The organism is Alloalcanivorax xenomutans (genome assembly GCF_900217905.1).
Taxonomy (GTDB): domain Bacteria; phylum Pseudomonadota; class Gammaproteobacteria; order Pseudomonadales; family Alcanivoracaceae; genus Alloalcanivorax; species Alloalcanivorax xenomutans.
In genome coordinates this window covers 31,481-49,438 of sequence record NZ_OBMO01000021.1, presented here as the reverse complement: position 1 = coordinate 49,438, position 17,958 = coordinate 31,481, and the positions used below count along the sequence as shown (strand labels likewise).

Annotated in this window: 15 protein-coding genes; 8 read left to right on the top strand and 7 right to left on the bottom strand. The window is 61.3% G+C overall.

What is annotated here, in order from left to right; all coding sequences use genetic code 11:
- Positions 1 to 259 precede the first annotated feature (259 nt).
- Together CRO06_RS16225 and CRO06_RS16220 are read left to right on the top strand one after the other, a co-directional pair.
- Positions 260 to 1,990, top strand: a complete 1,731-nt coding sequence (locus CRO06_RS16225; protein WP_097058876.1) for an SDR family oxidoreductase — start codon at positions 260 to 262, stop codon at positions 1,988 to 1,990.
- Positions 1,991 to 2,042: 52 nt separating this feature from the next.
- Positions 2,043 to 2,888 carry a MerR family transcriptional regulator gene (locus CRO06_RS16220; RefSeq protein WP_022997332.1) on the top strand — a complete coding sequence of 282 codons (846 nt, stop codon included), beginning with the start codon at positions 2,043 to 2,045 and terminating at the stop codon, positions 2,886 to 2,888.
- 39 nt (positions 2,889 to 2,927) lie between these two features.
- On the opposite strand, the gene CRO06_RS16215 is transcribed toward CRO06_RS16220, so the two are convergent.
- Together CRO06_RS16215 and CRO06_RS16210 are read right to left on the bottom strand one after the other, a co-directional pair.
- On the bottom strand, positions 2,928 to 4,580 hold the full coding sequence (locus CRO06_RS16215) for an acyl-CoA dehydrogenase family protein (protein ID WP_097058875.1): 1,653 nt from the start codon (positions 4,578 to 4,580) through the stop codon (positions 2,928 to 2,930).
- A gap of 30 nt (positions 4,581 to 4,610) precedes the next feature.
- Positions 4,611 to 5,192: a TetR/AcrR family transcriptional regulator gene (locus tag CRO06_RS16210; RefSeq protein WP_022997334.1), complete on the bottom strand. Its 582-nt coding sequence runs from the start codon at positions 5,190 to 5,192 to the stop codon at positions 4,611 to 4,613.
- Positions 5,193 to 5,339: 147 nt separating this feature from the next.
- Here CRO06_RS16210 and CRO06_RS16205 point away from each other — a divergent pair, with 147 nt between their 5' ends.
- Both CRO06_RS16205 and CRO06_RS16200 read left to right on the top strand, forming a co-directional pair.
- Positions 5,340 to 6,323 carry a Rieske 2Fe-2S domain-containing protein gene (locus tag CRO06_RS16205; RefSeq protein WP_097058874.1) on the top strand — a complete coding sequence of 328 codons (984 nt, stop codon included), beginning with the start codon at positions 5,340 to 5,342 and terminating at the stop codon, positions 6,321 to 6,323.
- Positions 6,316 to 7,125 (top strand): acyl-CoA thioesterase domain-containing protein, encoded by an 810-nt coding sequence (locus tag CRO06_RS16200; RefSeq protein WP_022997336.1) that lies wholly within the window; start codon positions 6,316 to 6,318, stop codon positions 7,123 to 7,125. The genes CRO06_RS16205 and CRO06_RS16200 overlap by 8 nt, the downstream gene beginning before the upstream one ends.
- Before the next feature lie 15 nt (positions 7,126 to 7,140).
- Here the strand turns inward: CRO06_RS16200 and CRO06_RS16195 are convergent, their stop codons facing one another.
- On the bottom strand, positions 7,141 to 8,319 hold the full coding sequence (locus CRO06_RS16195) for an alkane 1-monooxygenase (RefSeq protein ID WP_097058873.1): 1,179 nt from the start codon (positions 8,317 to 8,319) through the stop codon (positions 7,141 to 7,143).
- 318 nt (positions 8,320 to 8,637) lie between these two features.
- On the opposite strand from CRO06_RS16195, the gene CRO06_RS16190 reads away from it, so the two are divergent.
- Positions 8,638 to 9,612, top strand: a complete 975-nt coding sequence (locus tag CRO06_RS16190; protein ID WP_022997338.1) for an NADPH:quinone oxidoreductase family protein — start codon at positions 8,638 to 8,640, stop codon at positions 9,610 to 9,612.
- Positions 9,613 to 9,663: 51 nt separating this feature from the next.
- Here CRO06_RS16190 and CRO06_RS16185 read toward each other — a convergent pair whose 3' ends face one another.
- Positions 9,664 to 10,101: an acyl-CoA thioesterase gene (locus tag CRO06_RS16185; protein WP_097058872.1), complete on the bottom strand. Its 438-nt coding sequence runs from the start codon at positions 10,099 to 10,101 to the stop codon at positions 9,664 to 9,666.
- A gap of 229 nt (positions 10,102 to 10,330) precedes the next feature.
- Between CRO06_RS16185 and CRO06_RS16180 the strand changes: the two genes are divergently transcribed.
- The gene (locus CRO06_RS16180; RefSeq protein WP_022997340.1) at positions 10,331 to 11,941 is read left to right on the top strand and encodes a class I adenylate-forming enzyme family protein; all 1,611 of its coding nucleotides are present in this window, start codon (positions 10,331 to 10,333) and stop codon (positions 11,939 to 11,941) included.
- 6 nt (positions 11,942 to 11,947) lie between these two features.
- Here CRO06_RS16180 and CRO06_RS16175 read toward each other — a convergent pair whose 3' ends face one another.
- Together CRO06_RS16175 and mscL are read right to left on the bottom strand one after the other, a co-directional pair.
- Entirely contained in the window at positions 11,948 to 13,351 is a 1,404-nt protein-coding gene (locus CRO06_RS16175) for a phospholipase D family protein (RefSeq protein WP_097058871.1), read from the bottom strand.
- 28 nt (positions 13,352 to 13,379) lie between these two features.
- The gene (mscL, locus tag CRO06_RS16170) at positions 13,380 to 13,811 is read right to left on the bottom strand and encodes a large conductance mechanosensitive channel protein MscL (protein WP_022997342.1); all 432 of its coding nucleotides are present in this window, start codon (positions 13,809 to 13,811) and stop codon (positions 13,380 to 13,382) included.
- 226 nt (positions 13,812 to 14,037) lie between these two features.
- Between mscL and msrA the strand changes: the two genes are divergently transcribed.
- Positions 14,038 to 15,114, top strand: coding sequence for a peptide-methionine (S)-S-oxide reductase MsrA (gene msrA, locus CRO06_RS16165; protein ID WP_022997343.1), 1,077 nt, complete (start codon positions 14,038 to 14,040; stop codon positions 15,112 to 15,114).
- 138 nt (positions 15,115 to 15,252) lie between these two features.
- Positions 15,253 to 17,250 (top strand): bifunctional 2',3'-cyclic-nucleotide 2'-phosphodiesterase/3'-nucleotidase, encoded by a 1,998-nt coding sequence (locus CRO06_RS16160; RefSeq protein ID WP_097058870.1) that lies wholly within the window; start codon positions 15,253 to 15,255, stop codon positions 17,248 to 17,250.
- 10 nt (positions 17,251 to 17,260) lie between these two features.
- Here CRO06_RS16160 and CRO06_RS16155 read toward each other — a convergent pair whose 3' ends face one another.
- Positions 17,261 to 17,905 (bottom strand): glutathione S-transferase family protein, encoded by a 645-nt coding sequence (locus CRO06_RS16155; protein WP_022997345.1) that lies wholly within the window; start codon positions 17,903 to 17,905, stop codon positions 17,261 to 17,263.
- Positions 17,906 to 17,958: the final 53 nt, after the last annotated feature.

Here is a 17,958-nt window from a genome sequence, read left to right as displayed (position 1 = left end):
GCCCCACCGCCTTGCATGCAAGGACGGGCCGCCTCCCCACTCTGGGGCGCGAGACGGACTTTTCGATAGTGATGCACCACTCCGGAGCATCCGCGCACCAGGGCCGTCCACCCGCAAACCGATCCGCTGGGGCCAAAATGGTGGACCGGCCGGGCGTATTGCCCCCGGGCACCGGCGCCGGGGCAAATTACCCGCGCCAGTCCTGGGGCGACAATGGAATCCGTTGGCTTCAGGAATCCGACCCGCAGGGAGACAGGCAATGATGCAGTGGCAACATCGAACCGTGGTACGCGAAGGCGTCAATCTGGCGATACGCCAGGGGGGCAACCCGGACGGCCCGGTTCTGGTCATGGTGCACGGCTATCCGGACAACAGCGAGACCTGGGACAAGCTGGCCGAGGCCCTGTGGGAGGACCTGCATGTGGTCACTTACGACGTCCGTGGCGCCGGCGCCTCCTCCGCGCCAACGGAGGTGTCCGCCTATCGCCTCGGCGAGTTGCGCGACGACCTGTTCGCTGTAATCGATGCGGTCAGCCCCGGCAAGCCCGTGCATTTGCTGGCCCACGACTGGGGTTCGATCCAGTCCTGGGAAGCGGTCACCGAGCCGGATTCCGGACGCCGCCTGGCCTCGTTCACCAGCCTGTCGGGGCCCTGCCTGGATCACATGGGCCAGCGCCTGCGGCGCCGCTCTTCCCTGACCTCCGGTCTCGGTCAATTGGCCAAGAGCTGGTATATCGGTGCTTTTCACCTGCCCGGTCTGGCGCCCATGGCGTGGCGCCTGGGCCTGGATCGCGCCTGGCCGGACCTGTTGCGGCGCACCGAACACCTGCGGGTGGCGCCAAGCCCCACTCAGCGCCGGGACGGCATCAACGGTATCGCCCTCTACCGCGCCAACATGCTGCCGTGCCTGCTGCATCCCCGGGAACGCCACACCCAGGTGCCGGTGCAATTGCTGGTGGCGCTGCGCGACCGCTACGTCGGCCCGGAACTGCTGGACGAAGTACCGCGGTGGGCGGAACGGGTGTGGCGCCGGGAAATGCATACCGGTCATTGGGGGCCGCTGCAGGCCCACCCGGACATCACCGCCGGTTACTTGCGTGAGTTCATCGCGCATATCGAAGGGGCGCCGGAGAGCCCCTCCCTGCAACGGGCGCGCGTGCCCGCTGCCCCGCAGCCGGACAGCGGCAAGCTGGTGGTCATCACCGGCGCCGGTTCCGGTATCGGTGAAGCCACCGCACTGGCTTTCGGCGCCCGTGGCGCCACCGTGCTGTGTACCGACATTGATGGCGGCGCCGCCGAGCGTACCGCTCAACACATTGTCGATGCCGGCGGCCAGGCTCTCGGCCGCCGCGCGGACGTCGCCAGCGCGCGCTCCATGGAAGCGCTGGCACGCTATGTGGAGCGGGAACTGGGCGCTCCGGATGTGGTGGTGAACAATGCCGGCATCGGGTTGGCCGGACCGCTGCTGGATACCAGCGTGAAGGACTGGAAACAGGTGCTGGACGTCAATCTGTGGGGCGTGATCCACGGCTGCCGGCTGTTCGCCCGGCAAATGATCGACCAGGCCAAGGCCGGCCATATCGTCAATGTTTCCTCGGCTTCCGCCTACCTGCCCTCAAAGGTCCTGCCCGCTTATGCCACCAGCAAATCCGCGGTACTGATGCTGACTGAGTGCCTGCGCGCGGAACTGGCGGACCAGGGTATCGGCGTCTCCGCCATCTGCCCCGGCATCATCGATACACCCATCACCGGCCGCACTCGTTTTGTCGGTGCCGATGACGAAGAACAAGCGCGTCGCAGGGCGTCAGCGGAGCGCTTCTACCGGCGCCGGGGCTTCACCCCTGACCGGGTGGCGGCCGCCATCGTCTCCGCGGTGGAGGAGAACCGGGCGGAAGTGCCGGTCAGCGCCGAAGCCAGCGGCATGCGCCTGGTGGGCCGTTTCAGCCCGGCGCTGGCGCGGCGGCTGGCACGGCTGGATCTGACCCCTTGAGGAAGGCCGGGATCCCTGGCACCACCGCGGCATAGGGTCTATTATCGCCCCCATGAGTTCATCACGAAAAACCCCTGCCGCGCTGCTGCGCTCCCTGCGTCAGCAAGCCTTCCGGCCGACGGGGAGCACCAGCGCCGACCTGGAAAAACGCCAGGAATTCACCATCGACGAGTTGGCCCGGGAGGCCGGCTCCACGGTGCGCAACGTGCGCGCCTACCAGGACCGTGGCCTGCTGCCGCCACCGGAGAAGCGCGGCCGTACCGGCATCTACAGCGATGTTCATCTGGCTCGCCTGAAGATCATCGGCGCCCTGCTGGAACGGGGTTATACCCTGAACAATATTCGTGATCTGCTCAGTGCCTGGGAAGAGGGCCGCGACCTCAACGATATCCTCGGCCTGGAAGTGGCGGTGACCTCCTGGCGCAATCCACAAGTGCCCTCCTATGTGGACTATCAGGACCTGATCGACGACTTTGGTGAGGACATCACCCCGGAAGTCATGACCAAGGCGGTCAGCCTGGGTTATATCGTTCCCGAAGGCATGCGCCTGCGCGTGCCTTATCCACGCGTCTACAACGCCGGCAAGGAACTGGTGGAAGCCGGAGTGCCGCTGGATGCGGTACTCACCCATGTGCGTCTGGTTCGCCAGGAGGTGGACAAGCTGGCCGAGCGTTTCATCGGTATGATCATCCAGCATCTGGTGGACGACAAATACGGTGAGAACAGCCTCCCCCAGGGGGAAGACGTGGCCACCCTGGCGGAATTCATCACCCGCATCCGGCCACTGGCGGAAGCGGTGGTCAACGACGAACTGGGCCGGGTGCTGGAAAAAAGCATCAACAAGGTACTGGTGGACCGGCTGGAAAACGTGCTGGCCCACCTGGAGAAGCATCACTGAGACCGGGCCCCAGCGACGCTTCCCCCGATCACAACGACCTCACCGCGGCAGCGCCTGTCCCGTGAACGCCACTGCCTGTAAGGCGGCGGCCGACTCATCGCAACCCGCCTCCACCAGTCCTTCCGCGGCAAACAAACGCGCCACTGTCACACCAATGCCGTCGTCATAATAGTTCAGCCGCCACTCGGCGAACTCCGTCAGCAGCAACGCCTGGAAGGTCCGCGCCATACCCCAGGCCAGCCGCCGGGCCTGTTCTTCTCTGGGCGAATTGATCATCGGCACCAGCGACTCCAGCGCCTCTTCGATACATTCGCGCATGGACCCGCTGGCCGGATGGCGAAGCGCCCCCAGGCGCCTTACCACTTCTTCGATATACGCCTCTCCGGTTTCCGGTTTTTTCAGTGCCCGTAACACATCATGAGCCAGTACCGAGGACGTCCCCTCCCAAATACAGTTGACATGCAGGTTGCGGAACAGACGCGGGATCCCGGTATCTTCCACATAGCCGGCGCCACCGAAGCTCTCCAGTAATTCGCTGGCGGCCCACACCCCCTGGCGGGCACAGGCCAGCTTACCCAGGGAGGTAAACAGCCGCGCCAGCGTTCCGTCCTCCCCGTGCTCAGCCCGTCCCAACTGCCAGGCGGTTTCCAGATTCAACACCACCATGGCGTCGTACACCGAGGCGATGCGGGCGAGCCATTCCCGATGGATCGGGTGATCCGCCAAGCACCGGCCGAACACCTCGCGCTTGCCGGCATAGTCCCGCGCCAACGCCAGCAAATGCCCGACTCCGGCCAGCCCTCCTATGGCCGCCCAATAGCGGGCAACGCCCAGCAATCCGGTAAGCTTGCGCACGCCATCCCCCAACCCCCCCACCGGTACCGCCCGGGCACCGGCCAGATCCAGCTCCGCGGTGGGCAGGGCGCGGGTGCCCAGTTTGTCCTTGAGCCGCCGTACCGTCAGTCCATTCCAGCCGCCGTCGGCCTGCCGCAACTCCAACAGAAACAGCGACAGCCCACGACTGCCGCCGCCGGCACCTTCCGGCCGGGCCAGAGCCAGGGCCATATCGGCGGTGGTGGCGGATGTGAACCACTTGCTACCAAAAAGATGCCAGGTTCCGCCGTCACCGGGTCGCGCTATCGTGGCACTGCGGCCGACATCCGATCCCCCTTCCCGCTCCGTCATCCATTGCCCCGACGTCCAGGCCTGCTCCCGGGCGGTCAGGCGCGGCACATATTGTTTCGCCAGTTCCGGATCGTGCTCCTTAAGAAGGCAGGTGGCCCCATCGGTCATAACCAGCGGGCAATCCGCCACCGCGCTGACCGGGTCGTAGAGATTGATCAACCCGGCCTGCACGATTCGTGTATGCACCCCGTAAGGATCTTCGTGGGGCAACGACACCAGACCCTGGCGTTGCCCCAAACGCACCAGTTCCAGCCAGCTCTCATCCACTTCGACCCGGTCCACCCGCCGCCCCCAGGCATCGTAGGGCAGATGCCGCGGCGGATTGTTTTCGGCTTGTTCGGCCAGTGGCGGCATGGTGTCGGCGGCCAATCGCCCCATGTTTTCCAGAGCCGGTGACGCCGCCTGGAAAACCGCCTCCGGCAGGCGCCATTGCAATGCCAGACGCAACGTGGGATCGGTGTGAAAGCGGTTGCCCGTCTGTGGCGGCGTTTGGAAGAACGGATCCATTTTCTTCTCCTTATAGTCTTGGTCGGCTGTTCAGGTTTCCTGCGGGGGCGGCCCCACAGCCTGCACACAAAAGCGTTTTACGCTTTCCACCAGGGCCGTTTCCTGTTCCGGCGCCGGTCTTTGGCTGAGCGGCCCCACCAGGGTTTCCGCGATACCACCGACTATGGCGGTGGCCAGCAACTGCGCGTCCTGTTCGGCGATCTCACCGGCGGCGATGCCGTCACGAATGATCCCGGCGAAAATGGCGCGGTACGGCTCACGGAAATGCAGGCGGTCGAACTCGATGGTGCGATCCACCGGCTCCGCCAGCAGCGCGTACGCCAACCGCCAGCCTTTCAGCGCCCGCCGGGAAAACGTCTCCGCCACCCGCGCCACCCGTTCCCGGGCATCACCGGCCACGGCGGCGGCCTCCGCGCAGATGTCGATTTCATGCTGGGAGGCACGTCGGAATACCTGGTCGAACAAGTCCGTTTTCGATTGAAAGTAGCGGTACAGCAGTCCGGTGGAGACCTCCGCCCGTTGCGCCACCGCGGGCATGCCGGCGGCGGCATAGCCTCCCTCCGCCACCAGCGCCTGGGCAGCCTCCAGAATGCGGGACCGGGTACGCGCCATGCGCGCTTCCATTTTTGGGGTACGTCGATATGCCATACAAAGAATGAATCATGTTCCATTTCTTGTTGCAACCGTCATGCACATTTTTTAACCTCGAGCCGATTACATAACAAAACAGACGCTCTGAACGAGCGCGGGAGGTGCATCATGACCAACTCAGCACGAATCAATCCCTTTGCCTGCGGCTGGTTCCAGGTGGAGTACAGCGATCAGCTCAAACCGGGCGAGGTACGGCCTTTCCGGGCCTTCGACCGGGAGTTCGTATTGTGGCGAGACGAAGAAGGTCGGGCACACCTAATGGATGCTTACTGCCGCCACCTGGGCACCCATCTGGGCCACGGCGGCCGGGTCAAAGGCTCGGCACTGCAATGCCCGTTCCACGGCTGGTGTTTCGACGGTGACGGCGATTGCGTGGAAATTCCCTACAGCCCCGACGCTCGCCTGAGTCATCGTGGACTGCGCTCACTGCCGCTGGTGGAGCGCCATGGCCTGTTGTTCGCCTGGTGGCACCCGGAGAACCAGGCCCCGGACTACCAGCTTCCCGACCTGCCCGAGTACCGCGACCCACAATGGTCGCGCTATCACCGCCACGGCTGGAACGTGCCCACCGTGTGGTACGAGATCCAGGAGAACATCGTCGACAGCACTCACTTCCATTACCTGCATGGCGTCAACAGCCTGGCGGAAGTGAAACGCTGCGAGAACCAGGGCACGGTGCTGGACGTGGATATCCACCACCGCTTCAACACCCCGGCCGGCGTGGTGCCCGGTTTCATTCAGACCACCCTCCATGGCCCTTATCTGGCACTGGTCCGATTCCGCGTCGGCGATCTCGCCGAGATCCTGTTCATTGATGGCATTACCGTGCGTGGCGCCCGCGAAGTCGACCTGAACTTCAGCCTGATGGCCCGTCTGGAGGGAATCCGCTCTCCGGATATGAGCCTGGAGCTGGTTCAGGAAGCAATACGCCAGGTCAGCGAGGATGTGCCCATCTGGCGTCACAAAGCCCGCTGGGAACGCCCCAGTCTGGCGGCCGGCGACGGCCCGATCATGAAATTCCGCCGCTGGGCCACGCAGTTCTCACCTCTGCCCGCCTCTCACCACGAAAAACTGGAGTTAACTCATGTCTGATCCGATCTCGATCGCCGCCAGCGACTGTGTCTTCCAGCAGCAGGGGCAACACTTGAATCCCACCGGGCTGTCGCGCGGTCCCTGGAGCCCGGACGCCCAGCATGGTGGCGCCCCGGCCGCACTGATCGCGGCCCTGGCCGAGGAAGCCCTGGCCGGAGAGGGATACCAATTGGTCCGGCTCACCCTGGAACTGGTGCGGCCGGTGCCAGTGGCACCGCTGGAAAGCACGATAAAGGTAGGGGGCGGGCGCACGGTCCGGCGGGTTTCCGTTTGTCTGCAACATCAAGGGCGGCCAGTAGCGGAAGGCTTGGCGGTACTGGTGCTGGCCAACGGTATCGACACTGGCCAGGCCACCGACGAAGCGCCGCTGCCGGCGCCCGGTGATTGTCAGGAACCGGTCACCATCCCCGGCATGAGTCGGGAGGAAAGTTTTCATTACACCGCGATGGAATCCCGGGTGGCCCGCGGGCGTACCGACCGCCCCGGGCCAGCCGCGGCCTGGCTGCGGCTGACGGTGCCCCTGATCGAGGATCGGACCACCACGGCGACCGCCCGAGCGGTGGCCGCGGCGGATTTCGGCAATGGCCTCAGTTGGGTGCTGCCACTGGATAGATATCTGTTCGCCAATACCGACCTGACCGTTTATCTGCAACGGCCGCCGGTCAGCGAATGGGTCGGGCTGGACAGTCAAACCTGGATCGAGCCATCGGGAATCGGGCTGACCCGCTCCGTGCTTCACGATGAGCAGGGCCCGATCGGCGTCGCTCAGCAGAATCTGCTGGTCCGCGAGCGGCGCCCCTGATCCACCCGCCCGGGCTCAGCTCGGGCTTTGTCCGTATCTGGCCAATACCTCGTCCCGGATCCCCGGCTTGATGTTGGCGCGGCTCATATCGCCTTGATAATGACGCACCACCATCGGGTCGATGATCCTGAACCACAGCGGAGGTACCCACGCCAGCAGGATCATCGATGCGTATCCACCTGGTAATTGAGGGGACTCATCGAAATGCCGCAGCGATTGATAACTGCGCGTGGGATAGGCGTGGTGATCGGAATGCCGTTGCAGCTGATAAAGAAAAATATTGGTTACCCGGCGGTTCGAGTTCCAGGAATGCTCCGGCAGGCAGCGTTCATAGCGTCCATTGTCCTTTTTTTGCCGTAACAACCCGTAGTGCTCGAGATAGTTGACCACCTCCAGCAACTGAAAACCGAACAGGCTCTGAATCAGCAGGAACGGCACCACCGCCCAGCCCAACCACAGTATCAGGGCACCCCAAAGCACCACCGACAATGCCCAGGCCTGCAGATTGTCGTTATGCCAGCTCCATACCGAAAGCCCCTGCCGCTCCAGCCGCTGTTTCTCCAGCGACCAGGCGGATTTAAGGCTGCCGATCACGGTGCGCGGCAGGAACTCCCAGAACGTCTCGCCGAACCGGGAGGATGCCGGATCCTCCGGCGTGGAAACCCTCACGTGATGCCCACGATTATGTTCCACATAGAAGTGCCCATAGAACACCGGGGCGAGACATAGCTTGGCCATCCATTTCTCGTGGCGGTCGGTCTTGTGCCCCATCTCATGGGCGGTATTGATGGCGATACCCGTGGCGCAGCCCGTGGAGATCGCCAGCCCCAGGTAGCTGTACCAGGGCAGGCTCCAGGTGGCGGCCACCCAGGCGGCATAAATAAAAGCGCTATAGAGAAACGGCAGGCACACATACACCGCCCAGCGATAATACCGGTCCTGTTCCAACTGCGGCACCAGCGCTTCGGGCGGATTCTCGGTCTCTTCGCCAAGCAGCATGTCCAGCAACGGGATCACCCCGAATACGAACAGGAATCCAAACCACCAGAGCAGGGCCCAGCCAGTTGTGCTGGCCAGCCAGACCGTGAACAGGGGCAACAGCATGGTCAGCGTACTGAGCAACCAAAGGTAGCGGCGGCCGTCCCGCCATTCTTGTATTTCACCTGATTGAGTCTGCATGGTTACGGTCTTCATCGTTATTCGTCCTCGCCCACGCCCGATCAATTCATGATCAACCTTTACATCGAACAATGTCAATATGAACAGCCTTGCCTGGTGTGGCCAAAAGACAATCGCTTTCTGTCGCCCATAAAAGCGCCGTACTCCATAAATATCGGGACCTGAAAAGGTAGTAAATACTCACACTCATCGACGACCGATGAATCCTCGTCCTTTCCTCGGCCGGCCCAGCATTCATACTGTTTATGCCCTTTGATGAGTCTTATGCATTTGTCTAATGCACGGACCAGGGGTAGCGTGTCGGTCTCAATAAGTATTATTCGGGAGAGATGCATGCGCGCCATTCTCTGCAAGGAGTTGGGGCCGGCGGATAAGCTGGTCATCGAGGACGTTCCTTCCCCCGCCGTCGGCGCCGACGGTATCAAGGTCCGGGTCAAGGCCGCCGGCCTGAACTTCCCTGACACTCTGATCATCGAGGGTAAGTACCAGATCAAACCGGAACTGCCTTTTTCTCCGGGCGGCGAAATGTCCGGCGAGATCGTCGAGGTGGGCGAGAACGTCAAGGGCTATAAGCCGGGCCAGCGCGTAATGGGCCTCACCGGCTACGGCAGCTTCGCCGAGGAAATGGTGGTCACCGCTGATCGCGTGATTCCGGTTCCGGACGGTATGTCCGACGAACAGGCGGCGGGTTTCAGCATGGTCTACGGCACCAGCTACCATGCGCTGAAACAGCGGGCCAATCTGCAGCCGGGCGAAACCCTGCTGGTCATGGGCGCCAGCGGCGGCGTCGGTCTCGCCGCGGTGGAGCTGGGCAAAGCCATGGGCGCCAAGGTGATCGCCGCCGCCAGCACCGCCGACAAGCTGGAAGTGGCCCGGGAAGCCGGCGCCGACGATCTGATCAACTACACCGAGGAAGACCTGAAGGATGTGCTGAAGAGCCGCTATCCGCAGGGCATCGACGTGATCTACGACCCGGTGGGCGACCGCTTCACCGAGCCGGCGCTGCGCAACATGGCCTGGAACGGCCGCTTCCTGATCATCGGCTTCGCCGCCGGCGAGATTCCGAAGATCCCCGCCAACCTGCCGTTGCTCAAGGGCTGCAGCGTGGTCGGTGTGTTCTGGGGCACCTTCACCCGCAAGGAGCCGGAAGCGCACATCCAGAACGTGAAGGATCTGATGCGGATGTTCGCGGAAGGGAAGATCAACCCCAAGGTCAGCGAAGTCTTCCCGTTCGAGGAATATGAGCAGGCCCTGGCGGCATTGAGCTCTCGTCGCGCCAAGGGCAAGGTGGTGCTGAAAGTCGGTTGATCCCGACTATTTCAGTATTGGCCCGGCGGCACCGCCGGGCCATGTCCGCTTTCAACCGCTCTGATCGCACACCTTACCGACCGCGCCTTCCTGCAACGCGGCCCGCAGATCGTCGGGCACCCGGGTTTTCTCGAACGGTTCCGTGGTCATCATCACGTACACCGGTTCCGCCCGGCACAGCAGCTGCTGGCTCTCCGCATTCAGAATAAGGAATTCCAGCGAGAACGAGGTGTTGCCCAACGACAATGGTCTGACCTGAATCTCGAGCACGTCGTCGAAACGGGCGGATGCTTTCCATTCCAGGGTGAGCTTCACCACCTGGTTATCCAGTCCACGCGCCAGCAGGGCACCGTAATCCCGCCCCAGAGCACGCATGAACTCGGTCATGGCCAGATCGACATAGTCACCGTAACGGGCGTTGAACACTACATGCTGAGCATCGCATTCACTGTAACGCACGCGCAGCCGGTAACGGAAAGGCTCACTCATGAAACACTCCTTGGTTTGTATCCTTTACATTTATGGGCGGCGGAGAAATCGCTCAGCCCCCTTATATTACAAGGGTTACAGGCCACCCCAGGCAAGCCGTGACCGGCCGGTATTGTTCGCCAACATACCTGGTAGTATTCTGCCTGCCAAATTCCAAATGCGTTTTGCAAACCGTTTTTCAAAATAACCAGAAGCTCCGGAACCCGGTTCCGGACCACGGGAGAGGACGATGACCGCAGTCAGCAACGCCATGCCCCAATACGCACCGCAAGTCGACAATGAAGAGTTCCGTTGTCTGCCACGCCGACTCCAGGAACTGGCCGCGGAGCAGGGCGATCATCCAGCCATTTACGATGACAATGGCAACCTGACCTGGCGGCAGTTCGTGGATCAGGTTAACCGCGTGGCCAACCGTCTGATCGACGCCGGCCTGCAACCTGGCGATACCGTGGCCGGCCTGTCCGAAAACAGCATTCCCTATTTTACCCTGTTCATGGGCGTGCTCACCGCCGGCGGCTGCATGGTCCCTCTTTCCAGCATGGCCGCCGGGGACACCCTGGCACTGATGATCAACGACTGTGATGCCCGCTTCCTGTTCATCTCCAGGAAGAATCAGGAACTGATCACGCCGCTGCTCGATCAGTTGGAGAATGTCTCCCCACAACAGCGCATCGCCCTGGATTTCCAGGATAGTGGCTGGAGCAACTTCATGGACTGGGTTGGTGACGCCCCAAGCACCAAACCGAATCGCGAACCCGGCGCGGACGACCCATTCAACATTATCTACAGCTCCGGCACCACCGGCGTACCCAAGGGTATTTTGCACGACCACCGTCTGCGGTCCCGGCAAATGGACCGTTTCACCGCGCTGGGATTCGACAACACCGCGATCAACCTGGTGTCCACGCCACTGTACTCCAACACCACTCTGGTTTCCGTGCTGCCCACTCTGTTCGGCGGCGGCACCATCGTCACCATGGGCAAATTCGACGCACGTAGATTCCTTGAATTGTGTGAGAAGCATCGCGTCACCCATGCCATGTTGGTGCCGGTCCAGTACCAGCGGATCCTTTCCGATCCGGAATTCGATCGTTTCGATCTGAGCAGCTTCAAAGTGAAGTTCTCCACCAGCGCCCCCTTGCGCGGCCATGTCATCGCCGAGGTAATGCAACGCTGGCCAGGCAATATCATCGAGTTCTACGGCCTCACTGAAGGCGGCGTCAGCACCATCCTCAACTGTGCCGAGTTCCCTGATAAATGGGATACCGTCGGCCGTGCCGGCGAAGGCTGCGAGCTGCGCATCATCGACGAGGATCTCAAGGAAGTGCCCCCCGGCACCATCGGCGAAATCGTCGGCCGTGCCGGCGCAATGATGCGCGGCTACTACAAAAGAGAAGACAAAACCAACGAGATGCTCTGGACCAGCCCGGAAGGAGAGGTGTTCTATCGCACCGGTGATATGGGGCGGCTCGACGAAGACGGCTTCCTGTCCGTATTGGACCGCCGCAAGGATATGATCATTTCCGGTGGCTTCAACATCTATGCCGAAGACCTGGAAAAAATGCTGCTCAAGCACCCTGATGTGGCGGATGCGGCGGTGATCGCCATCCCCAGCGAGCAATGGGGTGAGACACCGCTGGGCCTGGTGGTACGTCGCGAGGGCAGTGACACTGGCACCGACGAGATCCGTGACTGGGCCAACCAGCAACTGGGCAAGGCTCAGCGTCTGCACGACGTGGAACTTCGGGATCATTTGCCACGCAGCACCATTGGCAAGATTCTGAAGCGGGAACTGCGTGACCCTTACTGGAAAGAGCAGCAACAGCAAGAACGGGGCTGATTCCGGTTACAGCAGATTCTCGATCGGCAGCAACGCCAACACCGCGCTGGCCAACCGGCGCGGTATCGATACCAGGGGCTCCCGGTGACAGACCACGGGGCCCTGGTCGCTCCCTCCGGCCCATGTCAGCCGCCCCTCTTCACGAGACAGCCGGTAGCTGTTTTGCGGCGCCATGCCTTCTTCGATGAACGCGGCCACCGATGCCGCCAACGACGGAGAGTAAATGTAGTACCCCATCTCGGTATTGAAGTGCACGGAACGGGGATCCGCGTTAAACGAGCCGACAAACAACTCACGCCGGTCCAGCACCATGGCCTTGGTATGCAAGCTGGCTTTGGACCGCCCGCGCAACAGCCGGGCCTGGCGCATCATGCTGCGGGCATTGGGTTGCAGCTCGTGCAACTCCAATCCGGCATCCACCAGCGCCGGGCGATAGCGTTGATAGGCGGCATGGGCGGCGATGACATCGTTGGTGGCCAGACTATTGGTCAGTACCGCCACCCGGCACCCCCGTTTGCGCCAACCGCTTAACGCGCGGGTGAAATCATCACCGGGAATGAAATAGCTGGCTTCGAGCAGAATCTCCCGGGCGGAATGACGGCCAAGCAGCCGGGCCAGTTGCGTTCCCATCAGGCGCTGAGGAGAACCGTGCGCTTTTTCCGGACTGTCGAATAACAATGCCGCCGGAGCGCGAACCCGCCTTGCCCGTACCGCTTGCAGCGTATGCTCGGACAGCACGCTATCATCCCGGTGCCGGGAACGCTGCTCCGTATCCAGACTCATCCACAATGCTTCCGCATCATCACTGGAACGGCGCCGGAACTGCCTCAGACTCACCGACAAAGGGCTGTGCCAATATCGATTGAAGGCTTCCTGGGTGTCGGCGGCGACCGGACCATCGGCATAGATGTCCAGATCACGGAAGTTGGTGACCGCGTTGACGCCAAAGTAGTGTTCAGAGATATTGCGCCCGCCAACAATGGCGGCTTCACCATCGACGATCCAGGCTTTGTTGTGCATGCGGCGATTGAGTTTGGGCGCCCGGTAAAGCCAGCGCAGCAAATTAAGACCGCGACCGCGTAAAGGATTGAACAGACGGACTTCCACGTTGGGATGGGCGTTCAAGGTCGCCCAATTCCGGTCCCGGCCCAACTGATTGATATGATCCAGCAGTAAACGCACCCGCACACCGCGGCGTGCCGCCTCGAGCACAACCCATATCAAGCGCCGTCCGACCTGGTCGTTGTCCCAGATGTAATACTGCAGATCCAGAGAACGCCTGGCGGCCCGGGCCGTCGCCATGCGCAGCAAGAAGGCTTCGCCAGTGTCGGCAACCAACGCGAAGTCGGAATCGACGCCGGCACCCGGCACCAGGGACGACCGCGATCTGGATCTGGTGGTATCGGACAAAAGACCTCTTCCGTGCCTGGTTATTCCCTCAACGTTGTTTAAGGTTGTCACGGATTTCCCGCAGCAACAAGATATCCTCCGGAGTCGGCGGCGGCGCGGCGGCTTCCTCTGTTTTTTCTTCCTCACGCTTCAGCCTGTTAATGGCGCGCACCAGGAAGAACACCGCCCAGGCGACGATGAGGAAGCTGATGACATTATTGAAGAACACCCCATAGTTGATCGTCACGGCACCGGCGGCCTGGGCTTCGGCCAAGGTAGCGAAATCACCGGTGCCACGCAGGACCACGAACAAATTGCCGAAATCCACCCCGCCCAGCAATAACCCGATAGGTGGCATGATGACGTCAGCGACCAGACTCTTCACAATGGTGGCAAACGCCCCACCGATGATGATGCCCACCGCCATATCGACCATATTTCCCTTTATCGCGAATTCACGAAATTCCTTGATCATACCCATGGGCCTTCTCCCCAGGTGATTTCCGCGCGCACCATGCGTGAACGGATGATTCGATAATACTCACAAACCCGAAGATCGCCGCTATGAAAATTATGGCTTTTGAGCACCGTCAATGACACGATACTCCAAGCCTTCACGGAAATTTTTCTCTCCATCGGCGTAACATAAAGCAAATTCAGGCATCCAATCCTTCAGTCAGCTTTTCTACAAGCAGGAGGACCAGGTCATGCGGGTCATCGCCGCGCTTCTAATTTCCCTGATCACGGGCCCCGCCCTGGCGGCGCAAGCCACGGCGGTGTTCGCTGGCGGATGTTTCTGGTGCACCGAGTCGGACTTCGAGAAACTCGACGGTGTCAGCGAGGCCATCAGTGGCTACGCCGGCGGTGACGAGGCCAACCCCACCTATGAGCAGGTCTCCAGCGGTGCCACCGGCCACACCGAATCGGTGCAGGTAATCTATGATCCGGACAAGATCAGCTACGCTCAGTTGCTGGATTGGTTCTGGCGCCACATGGATCCCACCGACGCCGACGGTCAATTTGTCGATCGCGGCCGCCAGTACCGGGGTGCCATTTTCTTCGAGACGCCGGAACAGGAAAAACAGGCACGGGCCTCCAAGGCGGCACTGGAAAAAAGTGGCCGGTTCGAGAAGCCCATCGTTACCGAAATCACCCCATTAAAGGCGTTCTATCCCGCCGAGGAATACCATCAGGATTATTATAAGCGCAATCCGCTACGGTATAAGTTTTATCGCTACAACTCCGGCCGGGACCAGTTTCTTGAAAAGCACTGGGATGATCCGGATCACCTGCCCGGTGGCAAGAAGGCAAACGCGGAAGCCCCGATGAGCTGGCGCGGGCCCGAGCATTTCAACAAGCCTGATGAAGCCACTTTGCGGGCCCGACTGTCTCCCCTGAGCTTTCAGGTGACCCAGGAAGACGATACCGAACCGGCCTTCAAAAACACCTATTGGGACAATAAACAGCAAGGTATCTATGTGGATGTGGTCAGTGGTGAACCGCTGTTCTCATCCACGGACAAGTATGAATCCGGCACCGGTTGGCCCAGCTTCACCAAACCGATTAGCCCCGATGCGGTAACCACCCGTGAAGACAGTACTTTGTGGATGGTTCGCACCGAGGTCCGCAGCCGCTACGCCGATTCTCATCTGGGGCATGTCTTCAAGGACGGTCCGCGGCCCACCGGGGAGCGCTGGTGCATGAACTCCGCCGCCATGCGTTTCATTCCCAAGGAAGACATGGCCGCCGCCGGTTACGGCCAATACCTGACGTTGTTCGAATAGCGAGGCCAAACCGGTTAAAGAAATCACAGGCCATCATAAAACCATAATCTGTTGGTTATTCCCCGGTCATGTTCCGTTCTCACCCTCGTTACGCCGGCCCGGACTTTCCGGCCTTTCTTTTACGACGACGAGGGTGTCATGTCTGTTTCTTCAAGAACGTTCTGGCTGGGTATCATCTCCAGCGGTGTCCTGCTTGCCGGTTGCGGCAGCGATAGCGATAACAACCCCCTGGTGGATATCCGCCTGATGGAAACCACCGATATCCACGCCAATGTGATGGACTATAACTACTATGGCGATGCCGCCGACCCCAAGGTGGGACTGGTGCGTACCGCCACACTGATCAAGCAGGCTCGCGCCGCCCTCGACTTCCCGGACAACAGCTTCCTGGTGGATAACGGCGATCTTATCCAAGGCAGCCCCATGGGCGATTGGCGTCACGCCGAAGGCCTCCCTGCCGGCGAGATCCACCCGGTTTACAAGGCCATGAACGAGCTCGGCTATGACGTGGCCAACTACGGCAACCATGAATTCAACTATGGTCTGGAATTCCTGGCCGAAAGCGTCAACGACGCCGGCTTCCCGTACATTAGCGCGAACGTCTTCGTGGACGACGACGATGACAATCCGGACAACGATCAGCTGTACTTCGAGCCCTACCGACTGGTAACCAAGTCGGTCCGGGACCGCGACGGCAACAGTCATGACATCACGGTCGGATTCATCGGCTTCCTGCCGCCGCAAATCATGCAGTGGGACAAGAAGAACCTGGAAGGCGAGGTGATCACCAAGGACATCAAGGCCATGGCCGAGCGCTATGTGCCGCGGATGAAGGCGGAAGGCGCCGATGTTATTGTCGCCATTCCCCATTCCGGTATCAGCACCACGGCTTACTCCGAAGCGGATAAAGCGGAGAACAGCAGTTGGTATCTGGCGGACGTGGAGGGCATCGACGCTATCATGTTCGGCCACAGCCATTTACTGTTCCCATCCGACAGCTTCGCCGACACCCCCAATGTGGACGTGGAAAAAGGCACCATCAAGGGCGTTCCGGCGGTCATGCCCGGTTACTGGGGCAGCCATCTGGGCGTCATCGATATGACCCTGTCCTACGATACCGGAGCGGATCAGTGGTCCATCACCAACTCCCAAGTGCAGGCCCAGCCGATCTTCGCGGACGATGCCCCCGCGGTGGAAGCCGACGCGGCTCTGGTGGCCAAGCTGGCCGGGGATCACCAGGCCACCATCGATTACATGAACCAGCCCATCGGTGAATCCACTGACGACATCTACAGCTTCCTGGCGGTGGTGAAGGACGATCCGTCCATTCAGATCGTGGCGGATGCCCAGAAGGCCTACGTGGAGAATCTGATCGAAGGCGACGTCAATCTCCAGGATCTGCCGGTGTTGTCCGCCGCCGCGCCATTCAAGGCCTGCAGCCGGGAAGGGATCTGCGCCGATGAAAGCGCCTTCACCGTGGTGCCCAAAGGCGAACTGAAAGTGAAAAACGCCGCCGACCTGTATCTGTATCCGAATACACTGATGGCGGTGAAAGCCAATGGCGCCGAGCTGACTCAATGGCTGGAATGCTCCGCTTCCCAGTTTTTCCAGATCGACACCAGCACCAGCGCCCCTCAGGAATTGGTGAATTACAGCGGCTTTCCCACCTATAACTTCGACGTTATCGATGGCCTCACCTACCAGATCGACGTTACCCAGCCAGCGCGCTATGACGGCGACTGCGTCCAGGTCAGTGACGGCCAGCGCATCGTCAATCTGGCCTATCAGGGCAACCCGGTGGCGGACGACGATGAATTCCTGATCGCCACCAATAATTACCGCGCTGGCGGCGGCAAGTTCGCGGGCACCGGTGGCGACCACATCGTCATTGAGTCACCGGATGAGAACCGCGCGGTCCTGGCGGACTACATCCGGGAAAACAGTCCGGTTACGCCCACCGCCGACGGCAACTGGTCGTTCGCGCCGATTGACGCGGCCACCGATCTGACCATCGTGTTCCGGGTGCCCAATACCGACCGGGCCCGAAACTTCGTTGCCGAAAAAGCGCCGGAAGCGGTATTCCTGGAGACCAACGATAACAACGAAGCGGTGTACGAACTGGACCTGCAACCCTGACCTGGCGAGCTCACAAAGGGATCGTCACCTCTTCCCGCTCCAACACCCGGTTTACCGCCGGGCGTTGGAGCATGCACCGAGTGTGTTCGATCCACGCCGTATGCTCGCTCATATCCAGCCCCACCAGACTGCCCCACCTGAACAGCACCAACAGAAACGGATCCACCACACTGTACTGGTCACCCAGCGCCCAGGGCCCTGGTTGTGCCAAGCGCTCGGTCACATCCTGATTGGCCTGGGCCACCACCTTCAGACCCTGTTCCCTCAGAGCCGGGGCGTCATCCGGATCGGCACTGAACCGATGCGGACGCCATATAAGACCGTAGCCGGTACCGTGCATCCAGCCAGCCAACCACGCCAGCCATTCCTGAACACGGCCGCGCTGCAGAGCGGTCGGCGGCAACAGGGCCGGCGTGTCATGGCTTTCCGCCAGAAAGGTCAGGATCGCGGGCAGTTCGGTAAGCACGCCCGCTTCGCCCGGAATAGCCAGAGCCGGTACCCGCCCCTTGGGGTTGATGGCCAGGTAACCCGGCTTGGAAGTATCGCCGTCGTGAATCCGCAGGGGCATCAACCTGGTCGGCGCACCCAGTTCCTCCAATACGATATGCACTGCCATGGAGCAGGCACCGGACGAATAATACAACTGATAGCTCATGGCTCGACTCCTTGAACGGGAATGTCAGCCTAGAAGTCCGTCCTGAACCGGAC